This is a genomic window from Mesorhizobium sp. M8A.F.Ca.ET.202.01.1.1, assembly GCF_004791595.1.
Lineage (GTDB): Bacteria > Pseudomonadota > Alphaproteobacteria > Rhizobiales > Rhizobiaceae > Mesorhizobium.
Map to the genome: position 1 here is coordinate 243,554 of NZ_SRUN01000008.1, position 15,734 is coordinate 259,287.

18 protein-coding genes and 1 tRNA gene are annotated in these 15,734 nt (G+C 63.5%); 10 read left to right on the forward strand and 9 right to left on the reverse strand.

Annotation, left to right across the window (positions count from 1 at the left end):
* Positions 1–12: 12 nt before the first annotated feature.
* From EN845_RS19155 to EN845_RS19170, 4 genes are all read right to left on the reverse strand, one after another.
* A tRNA-Arg gene (locus EN845_RS19155) sits at positions 13–89 on the reverse strand.
* A gap of 139 nt (positions 90–228) precedes the next feature.
* Positions 229–1,086 (reverse strand): hypothetical protein, encoded by an 858-nt coding sequence (locus EN845_RS19160; RefSeq protein ID WP_127871241.1) that lies wholly within the window; start codon positions 1,084–1,086, stop codon positions 229–231.
* Between the two features lie 109 nt (positions 1,087–1,195).
* Positions 1,196–2,122, reverse strand: a complete 927-nt coding sequence (locus tag EN845_RS19165) for a DUF1003 domain-containing protein (protein ID WP_127275266.1) — start codon at positions 2,120–2,122, stop codon at positions 1,196–1,198.
* 410 nt (positions 2,123–2,532) lie between these two features.
* Positions 2,533–3,426, reverse strand: a complete 894-nt coding sequence (locus EN845_RS19170; RefSeq protein ID WP_127871242.1) for a D-alanyl-D-alanine carboxypeptidase family protein — start codon at positions 3,424–3,426, stop codon at positions 2,533–2,535.
* Positions 3,427–3,652: 226 nt separating this feature from the next.
* On the opposite strand from EN845_RS19170, the gene EN845_RS19175 reads away from it, so the two are divergent.
* The 4 genes from EN845_RS19175 (at position 3,653) to EN845_RS19190 (ending at position 7,848) form a co-directional block, all read left to right on the forward strand.
* Positions 3,653–5,464 carry a methyl-accepting chemotaxis protein gene (locus EN845_RS19175; RefSeq protein WP_127871243.1) on the forward strand — a complete coding sequence of 604 codons (1,812 nt, stop codon included), beginning with the start codon at positions 3,653–3,655 and terminating at the stop codon, positions 5,462–5,464.
* A gap of 122 nt (positions 5,465–5,586) precedes the next feature.
* On the forward strand, positions 5,587–6,678 hold the full coding sequence (locus EN845_RS19180) for a hypothetical protein (RefSeq protein ID WP_127871244.1): 1,092 nt from the start codon (positions 5,587–5,589) through the stop codon (positions 6,676–6,678).
* 81 nt (positions 6,679–6,759) lie between these two features.
* Positions 6,760–7,386, forward strand: a complete 627-nt coding sequence (locus EN845_RS19185; protein WP_127871245.1) for a nucleoside triphosphate hydrolase — start codon at positions 6,760–6,762, stop codon at positions 7,384–7,386.
* 114 nt (positions 7,387–7,500) lie between these two features.
* Entirely contained in the window at positions 7,501–7,848 is a 348-nt protein-coding gene (locus EN845_RS19190; protein WP_127871246.1) for a hypothetical protein, read from the forward strand.
* Between the two features lie 25 nt (positions 7,849–7,873).
* On the opposite strand, the gene EN845_RS19195 is transcribed toward EN845_RS19190, so the two are convergent.
* The 3 genes from EN845_RS19195 to EN845_RS19205 form a co-directional block, all read right to left on the reverse strand.
* Positions 7,874–8,578, reverse strand: a complete 705-nt coding sequence (locus tag EN845_RS19195) for a glutathione S-transferase N-terminal domain-containing protein (protein WP_127275260.1) — start codon at positions 8,576–8,578, stop codon at positions 7,874–7,876.
* A 182-nt stretch (positions 8,579–8,760) separates the two neighbouring features.
* A complete protein-coding gene (locus EN845_RS19200; RefSeq protein WP_127871247.1) occupies positions 8,761–9,969 on the reverse strand; it encodes a beta-ketoacyl-[acyl-carrier-protein] synthase family protein in 1,209 nt (402 codons plus the stop codon).
* 4 nt (positions 9,970–9,973) lie between these two features.
* Entirely contained in the window at positions 9,974–10,228 is a 255-nt protein-coding gene (locus tag EN845_RS19205; protein ID WP_027145432.1) for an acyl carrier protein, read from the reverse strand.
* Positions 10,229–10,429: 201 nt separating this feature from the next.
* On the opposite strand from EN845_RS19205, the gene EN845_RS19210 reads away from it, so the two are divergent.
* The 5 genes from EN845_RS19210 to EN845_RS19230 are packed head-to-tail and all read left to right on the forward strand — an operon-like array spanning position 10,430 to position 12,791.
* Positions 10,430–11,272: an urease accessory protein UreD gene (locus EN845_RS19210; RefSeq protein WP_127871248.1), complete on the forward strand. Its 843-nt coding sequence runs from the start codon at positions 10,430–10,432 to the stop codon at positions 11,270–11,272.
* 28 nt (positions 11,273–11,300) lie between these two features.
* Positions 11,301–11,603, forward strand: a complete 303-nt coding sequence (locus EN845_RS19215; RefSeq protein ID WP_127275256.1) for an urease subunit gamma — start codon at positions 11,301–11,303, stop codon at positions 11,601–11,603.
* A gap of 10 nt (positions 11,604–11,613) precedes the next feature.
* On the forward strand, positions 11,614–11,868 hold the full coding sequence (locus tag EN845_RS19220; RefSeq protein WP_127871249.1) for a DUF1272 domain-containing protein: 255 nt from the start codon (positions 11,614–11,616) through the stop codon (positions 11,866–11,868).
* Positions 11,869–11,891: 23 nt separating this feature from the next.
* On the forward strand, positions 11,892–12,479 hold the full coding sequence (locus EN845_RS19225) for a HupE/UreJ family protein (protein ID WP_127871250.1): 588 nt from the start codon (positions 11,892–11,894) through the stop codon (positions 12,477–12,479).
* 6 nt (positions 12,480–12,485) lie between these two features.
* Positions 12,486–12,791 (forward strand): urease subunit beta, encoded by a 306-nt coding sequence (locus EN845_RS19230; protein ID WP_127871251.1) that lies wholly within the window; start codon positions 12,486–12,488, stop codon positions 12,789–12,791.
* 74 nt (positions 12,792–12,865) lie between these two features.
* Here EN845_RS19230 and EN845_RS19235 read toward each other — a convergent pair whose 3' ends face one another.
* Both EN845_RS19235 and EN845_RS19240 read right to left on the reverse strand, forming a co-directional pair.
* Positions 12,866–13,360 (reverse strand): hypothetical protein, encoded by a 495-nt coding sequence (locus EN845_RS19235; RefSeq protein ID WP_127871252.1) that lies wholly within the window; start codon positions 13,358–13,360, stop codon positions 12,866–12,868.
* Positions 13,361–13,474: 114 nt separating this feature from the next.
* Complete coding sequence (locus EN845_RS19240; RefSeq protein WP_127871253.1) at positions 13,475–13,852, reverse strand: hypothetical protein; 378 nt, start codon at positions 13,850–13,852, stop codon at positions 13,475–13,477.
* A gap of 164 nt (positions 13,853–14,016) precedes the next feature.
* Here EN845_RS19240 and ureC point away from each other — a divergent pair, with 164 nt between their 5' ends.
* Complete coding sequence (gene ureC, locus EN845_RS19245) at positions 14,017–15,732, forward strand: urease subunit alpha (RefSeq protein ID WP_167531404.1); 1,716 nt, start codon at positions 14,017–14,019, stop codon at positions 15,730–15,732.
* Positions 15,733–15,734: the final 2 nt, after the last annotated feature.

Sequence of the window (15,734 nt, forward strand, 5' to 3'; positions counted from 1 at the left end):
ACCTATGGAACTTGGCGCACCCGACAGGATTCGAACCTGTGACCTCTGCCTTCGGAGGGCAGCGCTCTATCCAGCTGAGCTACGGGTGCTTTCAGGACGAAGAGCCCGGAAAACGAACCAGCCGGTGAACCGGCAAGTCACCGCTTCTTAGCGGAAGCCGACGCGGGCTTCAACGGCCAAATAGCTGCTGAGCAGACTTGAAGCCCCTACGGCAGCGAAGGGTTTCGGTCAGCCTGCTTGGAGAGACAGCTTGGCCTGAAAATCGAGACGATCAATTAGGTCTACCTTTTCCTGCAGCGGCACAGGTTCGTAGAGCCCGGGGAACCGTTCCCTCACCTTATCCACAAAAGCTTCTAGTTTGGAATCGGTCGCTTCCTTTAGTTCTGCCAAATCGTTATCTGAAAGGGTAATCTGTACAAGACCTACCCGATACCGCTCAGCATAGTACTCCATCCCCTTGGGCAAAGGCTCTTCCGGATTTCTTGTTCGATAGCAATAATACGAGCGATTCGAGAACCGTTTGTGAGAGATCGCTTCAAATATAAAAGTCTCCCACTGCGCGTCGCTAAGTTTTACTTCGCAAGACGCGACCTCCAACTCTGTGCACCCAAGGATTTCGACGCGGTTCATCCCAACGATGTCGGGATTTCCCCATTTGCCACCTGATCGCTTATTTGCGGCATCTTTGGCCACGTAGCCCTTAGTCTCAAGCCAAAGGCGTATCAGTGGATAGAGGTCCTTCTCTTGAAATGAGATAGTCCCCTTGTCTGCTTGAACTTCGGTTGCCACCGAGGAGGGATCTGGGCTCGGCGGAGCAACGGTTGGCGAGGTATCCAGCCAGTAACCGCCCCATGCTCCCCCGCTCACAATGCTAGATTCTTGGTCCGTATTTGCCGCCTGACTCAAATAGTTGAATATAGTGTTCCGCGCCAGTGGAGGCTTAAGCTCTCCATCCGACATAAGCTTTGACAAATGATCGACTATATCTTTGCTTCTAACGGAGCTCTCTGAACTAACTGAACCTCTTTTTCGTAGAAATTCTTCCGCATTTCTAATTAAGTTCGAATAAGACGAATTTGCACTCACCAATCCCGCTCCGCCGAGTCCCATTTCGGCAATGAAGCATAGAAACGCCTTCTATGACCAGAGCAAAACTTTGCGTTTTTCATTTCCCTATCCATGGCAGCCTGGTACCTCACTGCGGCCCCGCCGCACCCTTCGCCGTCCGCCGCCGGCGCACCGCGCGTTTGGCTTTCTTGGCGCCGGCCAGCTCGTTCATCGCATCGAGCTGCATCTGCTGCATTTCGGCCAGCCGTGTCCATTGGCGCGAGATCAAATAGTCGAGCTTTTCGTGCAGGTGGCGCACTTCGAGCTCGGCCTTGAGGTTGACGCGGTATTCGTTGAAGGAGCGCAGGCGGTCTTTCACCTCCTGGCGCTTCTGGCTCATCATGATGACCGGCGCCTGGATGGCGGCGATGCAGGAGAGCAAGAGGTTGAGCAGGATGAACGGGTAGGGGTCGAAGGCGCCGTTCAAGCCCTCGAACAGGTTGATGCCGATCCAGACCAGAAGCACGGTGGCGAACGAGATCAGGAACCACCAGCTGCCGCCGAAGGCCGCCATGTTGTCGGAGACGCGGTCGGGAAAGGTCCTGTGCTCCTCGAATTCCTCTTCCGAGTTTTCGGAGATCGTGTCCTGCTTGGCGATCGATTCCACCACCTGGCGGTCGAGCTCGGAGAATTCGCCGTGCTCCTGCTGCAGGAGCTCCTCCATGTAGCGCATGCGGTAGCGGCCGAGCTCCTCGCGGCTGACGCGCGCGCCCTTGGGCAGGTCCGGATGGTCGGAGCGGATACGGTCGGCAAGGCTCGGGCGCAGCGTGTCGATGCGCACCAGGTCGCGCTTGCGGAATTTGCGGCCCGAGATCGCCGACGGTTTCTTCCTGGGCTTTATCCGCGACGCGTCGGGCGGCGTCGGTTCGGAGTCCGGCACTTCGGGTGTGTCGAAATGCTCGTCCGAAACCTCCTGCAGATTGGCCTCGGTGGTCGGCGCCTCGAAATACTCGCCGCCGCTGTCGTTCTGGTTGTCGGCGCCCTGCTGCTCGGATGCCTTGGGAACGGTGCTCATGATGGGCTCCTGCTGTCGCGCTGTAAGTTAGGATACGCCATGGCGGCGGGGCAGTGCCACCATGGGTTTTCGCAGCGTATGGCATGCCTTCCGCACGATTGCGTGACAGTCGTGAAACAATAGCCGGCTGCAGGGTTTTTGTTAGCTTCTTGGCGGCGACGGCCTCCGCAGGCGCTTCGTCATCCACGGGCGGAGCAGCCGCGCAGCGGCGTCGCGGAGACCCGAGGATCCATGCCGCGACTTTTGTCGGAGGGTGCAACGGTGCAGAATTCTGGACCGTGGCGACAGCTTCAGAGTCCCGGCATGGATCCTCGGGTCTGCGCCGCGTCGCTACGCTCCTTGCTCCGCCCGTGGATGACGAATTCGGGGGAGGCTCCGCGCAATCGCCGGCAACAAGGCCAGCTAGTTCTTTACTGCTGTTCGGCGTACATCAGCCTGGTCTTGGTGTCGGCCATGGTGGGCGACAGGCTGCGCTGGATCAGCGCTTCGACATGGTCGTTGCGCTGGCGGGCTGAGTCGGCGCCCATCACCACCACGATCAGCTGACGGCCGTCGGCATCGTAGGAGGTGACGATGTTGAAGCCGGAAGCCCTGATATAGCCGGTCTTGATGCCGTTGACGCCTCGCACGCGGCCGAGCATGTCGTTATGGCCGCGCACCAGCCTGCCGCGGAACATGAAGTCGCTTTCGGAGAAATAATGGAAGTGCTGCGGGAAGCGCCGCTGCAACGACATGCCGAGCACCGCCATGTCGTGCGCGGTCGTCATCTGGCCGTCGTCGGGCAGGCCGGATGCGTTGCGGAAGGTGGTGCTGCTCATGCCGAGCTGGCGCGCCTTGGATGTCATCATGGCGGCGAACTGGTCTTCCGAGCCGCCGAGATATTCGCCCACCGCGACCGCCACATCGTTGGCCGATTTGACGACGATGGCACGGATGGCGGAATCGACGTCGATCGTCTCCCCGCGCCGGAAGCGCATCTTGGTCGGCGGCTGCGAGGCGGCGTGATCGGAAACCGGGATCTGCGTCTCCTTGGTGACGCGGCCGGTCTCCATCGCCTCGAACAGCAAATAGAGCGTCATCATCTTGGTCAGCGACGCCGGATAGCGCTGCGCCGTCGAATTGACCTCGAACAGCTGCTTGCCGCTCTTTCCATCGACGACGATGGCGGCGTATTTCTGCGGCGGCGCCGGCACGGCCAGCACCGAGTCGGGCGGGGTTGTGGTCGAGCAGCCGGCAACCAAGGCCGCCAGGGCCAGGACAGCCAGGATTTTCTGGAAGAGCGGAAAGAGACGCGGAAAGGACAAGGGCTGACTGTTCTGGCGATGCTGTTGCTGAGATAAGGCGAAGCTAACGTAACGCGGCGGATGCGTCCATTTGGTTAATGCCGGTCAGCCCTGGGAATGTCGAGTGGGGCGAGGAACTCGAGCTCCGCTTCCGCCGCCCCGAAATCGCCCCGTTCCTGTCTTTCCTTGCCAGAGCCGCGTTTCCCGTGGGAAGGAGTGTGGCATCTGGCGGCTTGGGGGTTGCAAAATGACTGACATCGGGGCTGGCGCCGCGCCGTCATTGATCAGGGCATCGCTCAGTCGCACCGGCAAATGGGCCGGCAGCGTCGCCTTCATCGGCGGCGCCGTTTCCGACATCCTCAACCCGCTGGCGCCGTTCGCCGCCTATATCGCGCTGGTTGCCTCGATCGCGGCCGTGATCATCGCCATTGCCATCGTGCTCAGGCTGGTGCTTGCGGCCAAGGCGCTGCCGGCGCTGGTGTTCGCCACCAGTGCGGCGGCGGTTGCCGGCGGCGTCTACGCCGTGCAGAAGGAGACCAGTTCGCAGAACGGCATCATCGCCGGCCTGGTGCCGGCGATCGCGCAACTGCAGAAGTCGATGGGCATCGTCGCCGAAAAGGTGGCCAGGATCGAGCAGACCGTCACGCAGACACAGAAAACCGTCGAAGAGGTCAAGAAATCGACCGACACGGCTGCGCAAAAAACCGATCAGATCGCCTCCGTCCAGCAGCAGCAGACGGCGCAAGGGGCGCAGACGCAAAAGACCGTCGAAGCGGTCAAGCAGACGACCGAGACGCTCGCCGCAGGCCAGCAGCAGCAAGTGGCCCAGGCCGAAAAGCTGCAGGCGACGACCGAACAGATCGCCGCCTCGATCGACACGATCGCCAAGGGGTTTGCCACCTTGGCCGCGCAAGGCGGCGCCATCGCCGAACCGAAACGGCCGGACGAATTCTACCACAATGCCCGTGTCTACGAGCTGTCGGGCGACATGCTCAACGCGCGGCGCTCCTACCTCGCCTTTGCCGGTTTCGATGTCGACGCCATCGACCCCTATACGCGCTTTGCCACGCTGCTGCGGGTCCAGGACGGCAAGGCGGGCGCCCGCGAAGTGTTCGGAGCACTTGCCGACAAGGGCAAGGCGCTGTCGATCAAGCTGGTGCATATCATGCAGTTCGACGACGCGCAGCGGCTCGACAAGCTCAGCGCCTTCATATCGGCCAATCCGGATTTCGCGCCGGCCTATTACCTCGAGGCGCAGGAGTTTTCGGAAGATCGCCTCGGCAGCCAGACGCTGGCCGACAAGCGCAGCGAAGCCCAGTCGCTGACCAAATTCGTCTCCTACGAAAAAGATGGCGGGCTGCTCAAATATTTCGTCGATCAGACCCAGCTTGCCGACTGGCTGGACCGCAGCCGCAGCCGGCTGGCGGCCCTTGGCGACGTCCTCGACCCCGCCCGCTTCGTGCCTTCGCTGACGCCGATGCGCTCCAACCAGGGCTGGTCGATGACCATTTCGCTGCCCGAGCCGGCAACCGCGATATCCTGGCGTCTTGGCGACACCGGCCCCTTCACCGACACCGGCCCGCTGGCGCTCAACGACCAGCGCACCGGCAAGCCGATGCCCAATCCGAGCTTTGAGCTGCCCGACAGCACGGCGGCGACCACCATCGCGATCAAATATATCGACATCAGGGGGCGCGAGACCGGCCCGTTCGACATCCGCTTCGATCCGGATGCCGCCCTGCAGCAAGGCAACAAGCAGATCCTCGACCAGTTCTGGACGTCATGGATCGCCTTCGACGCCAGCGGCAATCACGGGCTGGTCTATTTCACGCAGATGCTGTCCTACCGCTGCGCCATCAAGGAGGTGCATTACAGCCTGAATGGCGCCGTGCTCGACAAGGCGCTTGCCATGCCGCCCTGCAATGCCAAGGACCCCTACGCCATCCCCGATGATTTCCAGCCCTATTTCAAGGTTGCCGATAGCGTGAAATCGATGTCGGTGCAGGTGACCTATACTGACGGGACGAAATCGCCGGTGCGGGAATACAAGCGGCAGTAGGGTCGGCACCTTTCGGCGTGTGGGAAGGCGGACATAAATCTGATGCAAAATGCGCGCCCGCGCGCTTGCGCGGTACGCCGAACCGGTTCTTCTTGGCACCCGTCAGATTCGGGTGAGAGCTTATGGACACCATCACGATCAACGCCAAGGGCATTTCGGTTTCGCTCGACCTCACGGTCGGCCACATCGCCGACATGAGCATCGAGAGCGGCGGGCGCCAATTGCGGCCACTGCACCGCGCGCCATGGGTCGACGCAAGCGAGACGCTGCCTCAAGACCTGCCGCGGGGCACCGTCCGGCTCTCCGGCGACTTTCTCTGCGCGCCGTTTTCGCGCAGCGATGTCGAGGAGGCGCCGCTGCATGGCTGGCCGGCCAACAGCGCCTGGGATGTGGTCGAAAGCGGCGCCACGGATGGCGGATGGCGCGCCGTCTTCCGGCTGCGCCACAAGGTGATGGGCGCCAGCGTCGACAAGATTTTCACGCTGCGCGACGACCATCCCTTCCTCTACCAGGAACACGTATTTTCCGGCGGCCATGGCGGGATCTCGGTCGCCCATCACCCGATGACGGCGATGAAAGGCGGCGGCAGGCTGGCTTTCTCGCCGAAGCGGTTTGCCGCCACGCCGGCCGATCCGCTGGAGCCGGATACTGCACATGGCCGCTTCATGCTGGCCTATCCCAGCCGGTCGTCCGACCTCGCGCATTTCCCCGCTGCCGGCGGCGACACGCTGGATCTCACGGACTATCGCATGGAGCATCGGCGCGAGGATTTCCTCACCTTGGTCGAGGCCGATCATGGCGGACCTGGCTGGACCGCGCTTGCGCGCCAGGCCGAGGACGATCTGGTGCTGGTGCTGAAGAACCCGGCCGAACTGCCGGTCACCATGCTGTGGTTCAGCAATGGCGGGCGCGACTATGCGCCGTGGAGCGGCCGCCATCTTGGCGTGCTCGGCATCGAGGACGGGCGCACGGCGATTGGCCATGCCGCCTCGCTCGGTGACAACTGGCTGAAGCGCGAAGGCGTGGCGACGGCATTCGCGCTCGGCGACGGCGTCTCGTTCCGCCATGTCATCGGTGCGTTGCCGCTGTCGGGTGGCGAACCCCCACGAGAGATCACCACGGCGGATCGCCGCCTTCGGCTGGCTGGCTCCGCGGCCTCGGAGGTGCCGTTCGACAGTGATTTCCTGCGCATCGGCCAGCCAGCGGCGACATAGTGCAACCCAGCCAACGGCAGGGTTTGAAATTTCCGCCAACTGCCGACAAGATGCGCCTGAAATCGTGCGGAAGGAGCCAAAATGTCTGAAATCGCCCACCTCGCCGCCACCATCTTCAAGCGCGCCGGCAAGGCCAAGCGCTTCATCGTCGCCATTGCCGGGCCGCCGGGCGCCGGCAAGTCGACACTATCGGCGGGCCTGCACGACCTTTTGCCGGAAGGCGCGGTGGAAGTCGTGCCCATGGACGGCTTCCACTTTGACGACATCGTGCTCGAGCGGCGCGGCCTGCGCGCGCGAAAGGGTGCGCCGGACACGTTCGACTTCGGCGGCTTCGAGACGCTTCTGAAGCGCATCCGCGCCGGCGAGCCCGACATTGCCATTCCGGTCTTCGACCGCAGCATAGAATTGTCGCGCGCCGCCGCGGCGATCGTCGATGCCGAGACCAAATTCATCCTGGTCGAAGGCAATTACCTGCTGCTCGACGAGGAGCCGTGGTCGCGCCTTGCGCCGCTGTTCGATTTCTCGATCTTCGTCGACGTACCGCGCAATGAGCTCGAACGCCGCCTGATGGAACGCTGGCACGAGCATGGCCGTTCCGAAGCCGACGCGCGGACCTGGATAGCTTCCAACGACATGCCCAACATCGAACGCGTGCTGGCACGACGCCGGGCGGCCGACCTGGTCATTGGTCAACCTGGGTTCGATTAACTCGGGTCAATCTGGATTAACCTGTTTAATTTTCAGTATTTTTCGACGGGAACCTTAAGACTTACAAGGCGTTATCCCGGTCAGGCAATCATGCCAGAAGAGGGATTCCGTCCGATGGCAACCAAGGCAAAAAAGCCCGTCAGGGGCAAGTCAGCCCAACCGAAAGCGACGCAATCGAAGGCCGGGGCTGGTCCAGCGGTCGCCCAGCGCTCAAAGGATGCCAAGCCGGCCTTCGGCAAGGCATCGCCCAAGAAAGTCGTGCCAGGCAGCGCGTCGAAGGTGACCGCGCCCAAAGCGGCAGCGAAGACCGCCCAGGCGAAGAAACCGGCCGCGGCCGGCGGCTCGAAGGTTCGCACGGCAGCCAACGTCGCGGCCGGAGCGGTCGTGGCCACGGCGCGGAGTGTCGCGTCTCTCGCCGCATCTGTCGTCGGCAAGGGCGGGTCCAAGGCGAAAGCAAAGTAGCGACGCGCTTCCCGGCGGGGCAGATTCAGCTTCGCGCCGGGATGGTCAGGCCCTTCTGTACCGCCGGCCGCGCCAGGCCGCGCTCCAGCCACGCTGCCAGATTGGCGAAATCGTCGAAGCCGACCAGGTCGCGCGCCTCGTAGAAGCCAATCAGGTTGCGCACCCAGCCGAGCAGCGAGATGTCGGCGATGGTGTAGTCATTGTCCATGATCCACTTGCGGCCCTTCAGCCTGACGTCGAGAACGCCGAGCAGGCGGCGCGATTCGTCGCGGTAACGCTCCAGCGGCCGCTTGTCGGCGATCTCGCGGCCGGCGAATTTGTGGAAGAAACCGACCTGGCCGAACATCGGCCCGATCGCCGCCATCTGGAAGAAGACCCACTGGATCGTCTCGTAGCGCCGCGCCGCGTCAACGGGCATGAGCAGGCCGGTCTTCTCCGCCAGGTAGAGCAGGATGGCGCCGGATTCGAAAAGGCCGATCGGCGCGCCGTCCGGGCCGTCGGGATCGATGATCGCCGGGATCTTGCCATTGGGGTTGAGCGACAGGAATTCCGGCGTCCAGCTCTCGTTCTTGCCGATGTTGATCAGATGCGGCTCATAGGGCAGGCCGAGTTCCTCCAGCGCGATCGATATCTTCACTCCGTTCGGCGTCGTTGCCGAATAGAGCTGGATCTGGTCGGGATGCTTGGCAGGCCAACGGGTTGCGATCGGAAAGGCGGACAGGTCGGCCATCGAGAACTCCTGAGCGGGGGGATTCGCACCAAGCGGCGCGGTGTTGGCGGGTCGGCCAAGAATTAGGGCTGCGGTCGGGCCGGATCAATATGGCGGCGACGCTTTCACCGTGCATGGATAGTCAATCGATCGGATCGCCCGGGCGGATAGTGGCCGCCCGAACAGGTGGTGACCGCCCGGTACTAGATGGCCTTGAAGGCCAGCACCGCATTGGTGCCGCCGAAGGCAAAGCCATTGCTGATGGCGGCGCGCACCTTGCGCTCGCGCGCGACATTCGGCGTCACGTCGAGATCGCAGTCGGGATCGGCCTCGCGGTAATTCGCCGTTGGCGGCACGACGCCTTCGCGGATCGCCATGACGCAGGCGATCATCTCCAGCCCGCCCGAGGCGCCGAGGCAATGCGCGTGCATCGACTTGGTCGATGAGACGGAGAGCGCGCGGGAATGGTCGCCGAAGACGCGCTTGATCGCGAGGGTTTCGATCTGGTCGTTGGCTTTGGTGCCGGTGCCGTGCGCGTTGAGGTAGTCGACATCCTCGGGATTGAGGCCGGCATCGGCCAGGCAGAAGCGCATGGCGGCTTCCGGGCCCTCGACGGTCGGCGCGACGATATCGGAGGCGTCGGCCGAAAGGCCGGCGCCGGCGATCTCGGCCAAAATGGTGGCGCCGCGCGCCATCGCGTGGTCGTAGCTTTCCAGAACCGCCATGCCGGCGCCTTCGCCCAGCACTAGGCCCTGGCGGTCGGCCGAGAACGGCCTGCACGTGTCGGGCGACAGAACGCGCAGCGCCTCCCAGCCCTTCAGCACGCCCCACACCAGAGGCGCATCGGTGCCACCGGCCACCATGACGTCGGCGCGGCCGAGCCTGATCTGGTCGACCGCCGAGGCGATGGCATGATTGGCTGACGAACAGGCCGAAGTGACGCCGAACACCGGTCCGCGCAAACCCAGATGCATGCTGACCTGGCCGGCGGCCGCGCCCGGCATGACCCGGGGAACGGTGAAGATGCCGGCGCGATTCTTGCCCTCGATCAGGATGGCGCGATAGTTCTCCTCGACCGTCTCGAACCCGCAGACGCCGACACCGACAATGGTTCCCATCCGATAGGTATTGTCCGCATGCGGCACCAATCCGGACTGCCGCATGGCTTCCTTCGCCGCGATCACCGCCAGCAGGCTGAAGCGATCCATCGACACCAGTTGCTTGCGCTCGATGCCGTGATCCGGCAGTGCTTTGATCTCGCAGCCGGTCTTGACCTTCAGGTCGTGCAGGAAGGGATTGTCGATCGGGCCGATCGCCGATCGGCCGGCCCGCATCTCGACCCAGATTGCCTGCGCGTCGGTGCCCAATCCGCACAGCCCGCCGATGCCGGTAATGACGACGCGCTTCAGCATTCGGTTAGGCTTTTTTCGCGATCAGCGCGCGAACGGCCTCGACCATGTCGCCGACATTCTTGAGATTGCTCCAGGCATCGACCGTGTTCATCTCGATTTCGATGCCATATTGCTCCTCGAGGTCGAAGATGATCTCGGTCAACTCCAGCGAATGGATGCCAAGCGCCGTCAATTCGGTGGTGGTGGTGATTTCCTCGCCGCCCGGCTCGGCATGGGCCTTGATCTTCTCGATGATGTCCGTTGCCAGCTGGTCAGCCATTCGGTTTCTTCCCCACTTGTCGTTTCCCGGCGCCAACTGAACAGCGCCTTCTTATCCTCGATATCAGGCCGCGATCTTCGCCTTATACCCCCGTCAAGCGTCGCCCGACCGTACCAAGGTGGTTCCCTCTATAGAAACGGAAACGCCATCAAGCAACAAGCTATATGTCGACAAAACCGCCACAGTGCTTAACCTAACGGCGTGGATACGATCGAAAATACGAAGTTATCAGGTCAACTGGCCCAGCGCGCGGCGGGCAAGGCGCAGCTTGGTTGCGCCAGCGTCGACGGCCGCACGCGGCTGCGGCGCCTCTATCAGGACGGCTCGGCCAAGATAAGGCTGCCGGCCGTTTCGGCCGGTCCGCTGGAGGCCGTCCTGATCAACACCGCCGGCGGGCTGACCGGCGGCGACCGCCTCGGTTGGGACGTGGATGTCGGCGCGGATGCCAGCGCCGCGATAACAACCCAGGCCTGCGAAAAAGTCTATCGCGCCGCATCGGACCATGCCGAAGTGCGGGTCAAGCTGACCGTCGGCGAGAACGGCAGCATCGCCTGGCTGCCGCAGGAAACCATCGTCTTCGACCGCGCCGCCTTTGCCCGCACGCTCGATGTCGAGCTTGCGGCCGGAGCCGAGGCGCTGGTGCTGGAAGCGGCCGTCTTCGGCCGCCTGGCCATGGGCGAACGTGCCGCGCAGGGCACTTTTCGCGATCGCTGGCGTATCCGGAGGCAAGGAGCCCTCATTCATGCCGAGGATTTCCGCATCGGACCAGCCATCGCCGACACCCTGGCCCGTACGGCGATATCCGGTGGCGCGATCGCCGTGGCAACGCTGCTGCTGGTGTCGCCGCGAGCCGAGGCCCTGCTCGATCCGGTCCGGGAGATCATTGGCGACCGAGGTGGCGCCAGTGTCTGGACCGTGAAGACATCTGGCAAGCTTCTTGCGAGGCTCTACGCCGAGGACGGCTACCAGCTGCGCCAACGGCTGGTCCCGCTCGTCGGATTGCTCAACGGAAGGGCGGGGTTGCCCAAATTATGGTCACTGTGACTGTGTCCGCATCATTTCAGGAAGACGCATGAACCTGACGCCAAGGGAAAAGGACAAGCTGCTGATCGCCATGGCGGCGATCGTGGCGCGCAAGCGGCTGGAACGCGGCGTCAAGCTCAACCATCCGGAAGCCATCGCGCTGATCACCGATTTCGTCGTCGAGGGCGCCCGCGATGGCCGCCCGGTGGCCGAACTGATGGAGGCCGGCGCCCATGTCGTCAGCCGCGCGCAGGTGATGCAAGGCATCGCCGAGATGATCCATGACGTGCAGGTGGAAGCGACCTTTCCCGATGGCACCAAGCTGGTGACCGTGCACGAACCGATCAGGTGAGGAGGCCGACATGCTTGAGCTGCGCCCGAACTGCGAATGCTGCGACAAGGACCTGCCACCGGAAGCGAAGGATGCGCGGATCTGCACCTTCGAGTGCACCTTCTGCGCCGGCTGTGTCGAAAACGTGCTTGGCGGCGTCTGCCCGAACTGCGGCGGCGATTTTACAGCCCGGCCGATCCGTCCCGCCGCGATGCTGAAGAAATATCCGGCTTCGACCAAACGCGTGCTCAAGGCCGAGGGCTGCGGTCCCCGCAGGGCCGCCTGACACCGCAAACGAAAGGCAAGTAAATGATCCCTGTCAAACGCCTGTGCCTCTCGGCGATCCTGCTCGTGGCGGCAGCCATGCCTGCCTACGCCCATGTCGGCATCGGCCCGACGTCCTCCCTCATGGCCGGCTTCACGCATCCGTTGTCGGGCCTCGATCACATGACGGTGATGCTCGCTGTCGGCCTGTGGGCGGCCCTCAAGGGCGGCAAGGCGATCTGGGCCTGGCCGGCGGCGTTCGTCGGCATCATGCTGGCCGGCGCGGCCCTTGGCATGGCCCATGTGCCGTTGCCGTTCGTCGAGCCGGGCATACTGGCTTCGGTCGTGGCACTCGGGCTGCTGGTCGCGCTGGCGGTCGATCTGCCAGTTTCGGCCGGTGTCGCTATCATCGGCCTGTTTGCGCTGTTTCACGGCCACGCCCATGGCACGGAAGTGCCGGAAAATGCCGGCGGGCTCGAATATATGGCCGGCTTTGCCATCGCCACCGTGCTGCTCCATGCCATAGGCATCGCCGCCGGGCTTGGCCTCGGCATGAGATTTCGTGGTGTGGCCCGCATCGTGGGTGCCGCCTGCGCGGCGATCGGCGTCGGCCTCGTCTTCGGCGTCGTGTGAGGTCCGATGATCCCCGGCGAAATCATGCCTGCCCAAGGCGACATCGAACTCAACAAGGGTCTGCCGACCGTCACCCTGAAAGTGGCCAACAGTGGCGACCGGCCGGTCCAGGTCGGCAGCCATTATCATTTCTTCGAAACCAATGAGGCGCTGACATTCGACCGCGAGAGCGCGCGCGGCATGCGCCTCGACATCGCCGCCGGCACCGCCACGCGCTTCGAGCCGGGGCAGGAACGCGACGTCACGCTGGTGCCGCTTGGCGGCAAGCGCGAGGTCTATGGATTCCAGCAGAAGGTAATGGGTAAGCTGTGAGGACGTCTCGTGCTTCGCGCGCAAGGCCGGCGAGCGACTTCAGGGCAGGCATGAACGCACGCGCTGCGCGTCGCTCAGTCCGATGGCTTGGCGGCCGCGTAGATGACGATCTTTCCGGGATCGTCGAATTCCACGGCGAGAACGTCTTGCGCAAGCACGCGCCGCGACTCGATGGCGTTGAAGAGCAGCGCGTTGGCCTCGATCTCCTTGCGCAGCTCGGTAACATCGTCCTGATGCTGCCGGACTTTGTTCTCGATGACCGGCGGCGGGCCGCCTTCGCTGCGCGCCGCATCGGTCAGGAACACGATATCGACCTTGTCGAGCTTGGAGGTCTTGCGCACCGTGCTGATATTTTCCCGCGTGCGGTCGATCGCCGAATTGACCTTTCCAATCTCAGCGGTCGTCTTGGCCTCTTCCTGGTTGACTTGCGAGCCGACGATGCGGTCGACGGTTTCCGGGCTCTGAAGGCCCTGCGCGTTCAGCGCGGCCTGGGGGAGGCTCGCTGCCAGAAACGCAGCGGCTGCAACGGCATGCAGCCAACGGATATCGGGCAAGGTGGTATCGGTCATCGGTCACTTCCGCGGTTTGTTCCAACGCTCAGGAAACAAAACGACGCCAGCCCTGCCACGGTTCCCTCTCCGATTCGGTGGGCGGACCGGATACCGGCCCGCCGCGCCGGGTCGTTAACTCGCCTTCTTGGTGATCAGGGTCAGCGCGCCGTTTGGCTCCATGCTGGCCGCGACCACCTGAGCCGAGGTCATGCCCTTGGCCTGGAGGGCGGACTTCACCTTGGGCGTGGCATCGATCGAGCTGCGCAGCTTCTGCAGGCCGGCATCGCCACGCTGGGAGATCACCTGGTTGACCTGCGTCTGGGTGTCCTTCGGCAACTCGCTGATGTCGACGATGTTGACGCTTTGAATCGCCGGCGCGGCCTGCTGGCCGCCGGGGGCGGCTGGGGCCGGCGCGGTCGGAGCGGGCTGTTGAGCAGGCTGCTGCTGGGCACTGGCGGCACCCGCCAGCATCAGGCTGGCGGCGGTTGCAAGAACTATCGTTTTGCGCATGGATTTTCCTTCCATCGGTTTGGCAAACGGTCGTTTTGGGGTGGCCTGCCAACCTCAACCGCCAAATGGGATCAGAAGGTGTCGCCCAGCGGGTCATTGCGTGACCATTGGGTGGCGGCAATGTGTAGCCGGGTTTCGACCATATCGCATTTCGGGAGCAATCGCTGATGGCCAGACTGAGCCGTGCCGCCTACGCCCAGATGTATGGCCCAACGGTCGGCGACAGAGTGCGGCTTGCCGACACGGAGCTGATCATCGAGGTCGAGAAGGATTTCACCATCCATGGCGAAGAGGTGAAATTCGGCGGCGGTAAGGTCATTCGCGACGGCATGGGCCAGAGCCAGGTTTCCCGTGCCCAAGGAGCGGTCGACACCGTCATCACCAACGCGCTGGTGATCGATGCCAGCGCCGGCATCTTCAAGGCCGACATCGGCCTCAGGGACGGTCGCATCGCCGCAATAGGCAAGGCCGGCAATCCCGACACTCAAGGCGGCGTCACCATCATCATCGGACCCGGCACCGAAATCATCGCCGGCGAAGGCAAGATACTCACCGCCGGCGGCTTCGACGCGCATATCCACTTCATCTGCCCGCAGCAGATCGAGGAAGCGCTGATGTCGGGCATCACCACCATGCTCGGCGGCGGCACCGGCCCGGCGCATGGCACGTTGGCCACCACCTGCACGCCCGGGCCATGGCACATGGCGCGCATGATCCAGTCCTTCGACGCCTTTCCGATGAATATCGGCCTGTCGGGCAAGGGCAACGCCTCTCTGCCGGCAGCGCTCGAGGAGATGGTGCTGGGCGGCGCCTGCTCGCTCAAGCTGCATGAGGACTGGGGCACGACGCCGGCGGCGATCGATTGTTGCCTGTCGGTCGCCGACGACTACGACGTGCAGGTGATGATCCACACCGATACGCTCAACGAATCCGGCTTTGTCGAGAACACTGTGGCGGCGATCAAGGGCCGCACCATCCATGCCTTCCACACCGAGGGCGCCGGTGGCGGCCACGCACCCGACATCATCAAGGTCTGCGGCCTACCCAACGTCATCCCGTCCTCGACCAATCCGACGCGGCCCTACACGGTCAACACCCTGGCCGAGCATCTCGACATGCTGATGGTCTGCCATCATCTGTCGCCATCGATTCCCGAGGACATCGCTTTTGCCGAAAGCCGCATCCGCAAGGAGACCATCGCGGCCGAGGACATACTGCACGACATCGGCGCCTTCTCGATCATCTCGTCGGACAGCCAGGCCATGGGCCGCGTCGGCGAGGTGGCGATCCGCACCTGGCAGACCGCCGACAAGATGAAGCGCCAGCGCGGGTCATTGCCGCAGGAGACCGGCGACAACGACAATTTCCGCGTCCGCCGCTACATCGCCAAATACACGATCAATCCTGCCATCGCCCACGGCCTGTCCAAGGACATCGGCTCGATCGCGGTCGGCAAACGCGCCGACCTGGTGCTATGGAACCCGGCCTTCTTCGGCGTCAAGCCGGACATGGTGCTGATCGGCGGCATGATCGCCGCCGCCCCGATGGGCGACCCCAACGCCTCGATCCCGACGCCGCAGCCAATGCACTACCGGCCGATGTTCGGCGCCTATGGCAAAGCCAGGACCAATTCGTCCGTGACCTTCGTTTCGAAAGCCGCGCTCGAGTCGGGGCTGCATGGCCGGCTCGGCGTCGACAAGCAGTTCGTCGCCGTCGAAAATACGCGCGGCGGCATCGGCAAGCACTCGATGGTGCTCAATGACGCGACGCCGCATGTCGAGGTTGATTCCGAAACCTACGAGGTACGCGCCGATGGCGAACTGTTGACCTGCGAGCCGGCGACCGTGCTGCCGATGGCACAGCGGTATTTTCTGTTCTGACG

Excerpts from the sequence above, each read along its gene's own strand:
- EN845_RS19165 (WP_127275266.1), bottom strand. The coding sequence starts at position 2,122 with ATGAGCACCGTTCCCAAGGCATCCGAGCAGCAGGGCGCCGACAACCAG.
- EN845_RS19175 (WP_127871243.1), top strand. The coding sequence starts at position 3,653 with ATGACTGACATCGGGGCTGGCGCCGCGCCGTCATTGATCAGGGCATCG.
- EN845_RS19180 (WP_127871244.1), top strand. The coding sequence starts at position 5,587 with ATGGACACCATCACGATCAACGCCAAGGGCATTTCGGTTTCGCTCGAC.
- EN845_RS19185 (WP_127871245.1), top strand. The coding sequence starts at position 6,760 with ATGTCTGAAATCGCCCACCTCGCCGCCACCATCTTCAAGCGCGCCGGC.
- EN845_RS19190 (WP_127871246.1), top strand. The coding sequence starts at position 7,501 with ATGGCAACCAAGGCAAAAAAGCCCGTCAGGGGCAAGTCAGCCCAACCG.
- EN845_RS19195 (WP_127275260.1), bottom strand. The coding sequence starts at position 8,578 with ATGGCCGACCTGTCCGCCTTTCCGATCGCAACCCGTTGGCCTGCCAAG.
- EN845_RS19200 (WP_127871247.1), bottom strand. The coding sequence starts at position 9,969 with ATGCTGAAGCGCGTCGTCATTACCGGCATCGGCGGGCTGTGCGGATTG.
- EN845_RS19205 (WP_027145432.1), bottom strand. The coding sequence starts at position 10,228 with ATGGCTGACCAGCTGGCAACGGACATCATCGAGAAGATCAAGGCCCAT.
- EN845_RS19215 (WP_127275256.1), top strand. The coding sequence starts at position 11,301 with ATGAACCTGACGCCAAGGGAAAAGGACAAGCTGCTGATCGCCATGGCG.
- EN845_RS19220 (WP_127871249.1), top strand. The coding sequence starts at position 11,614 with ATGCTTGAGCTGCGCCCGAACTGCGAATGCTGCGACAAGGACCTGCCA.
- EN845_RS19225 (WP_127871250.1), top strand. The coding sequence starts at position 11,892 with ATGATCCCTGTCAAACGCCTGTGCCTCTCGGCGATCCTGCTCGTGGCG.
- EN845_RS19230 (WP_127871251.1), top strand. The coding sequence starts at position 12,486 with ATGATCCCCGGCGAAATCATGCCTGCCCAAGGCGACATCGAACTCAAC.
- EN845_RS19235 (WP_127871252.1), bottom strand. The coding sequence starts at position 13,360 with ATGACCGATACCACCTTGCCCGATATCCGTTGGCTGCATGCCGTTGCA.
- EN845_RS19240 (WP_127871253.1), bottom strand. The coding sequence starts at position 13,852 with ATGCGCAAAACGATAGTTCTTGCAACCGCCGCCAGCCTGATGCTGGCG.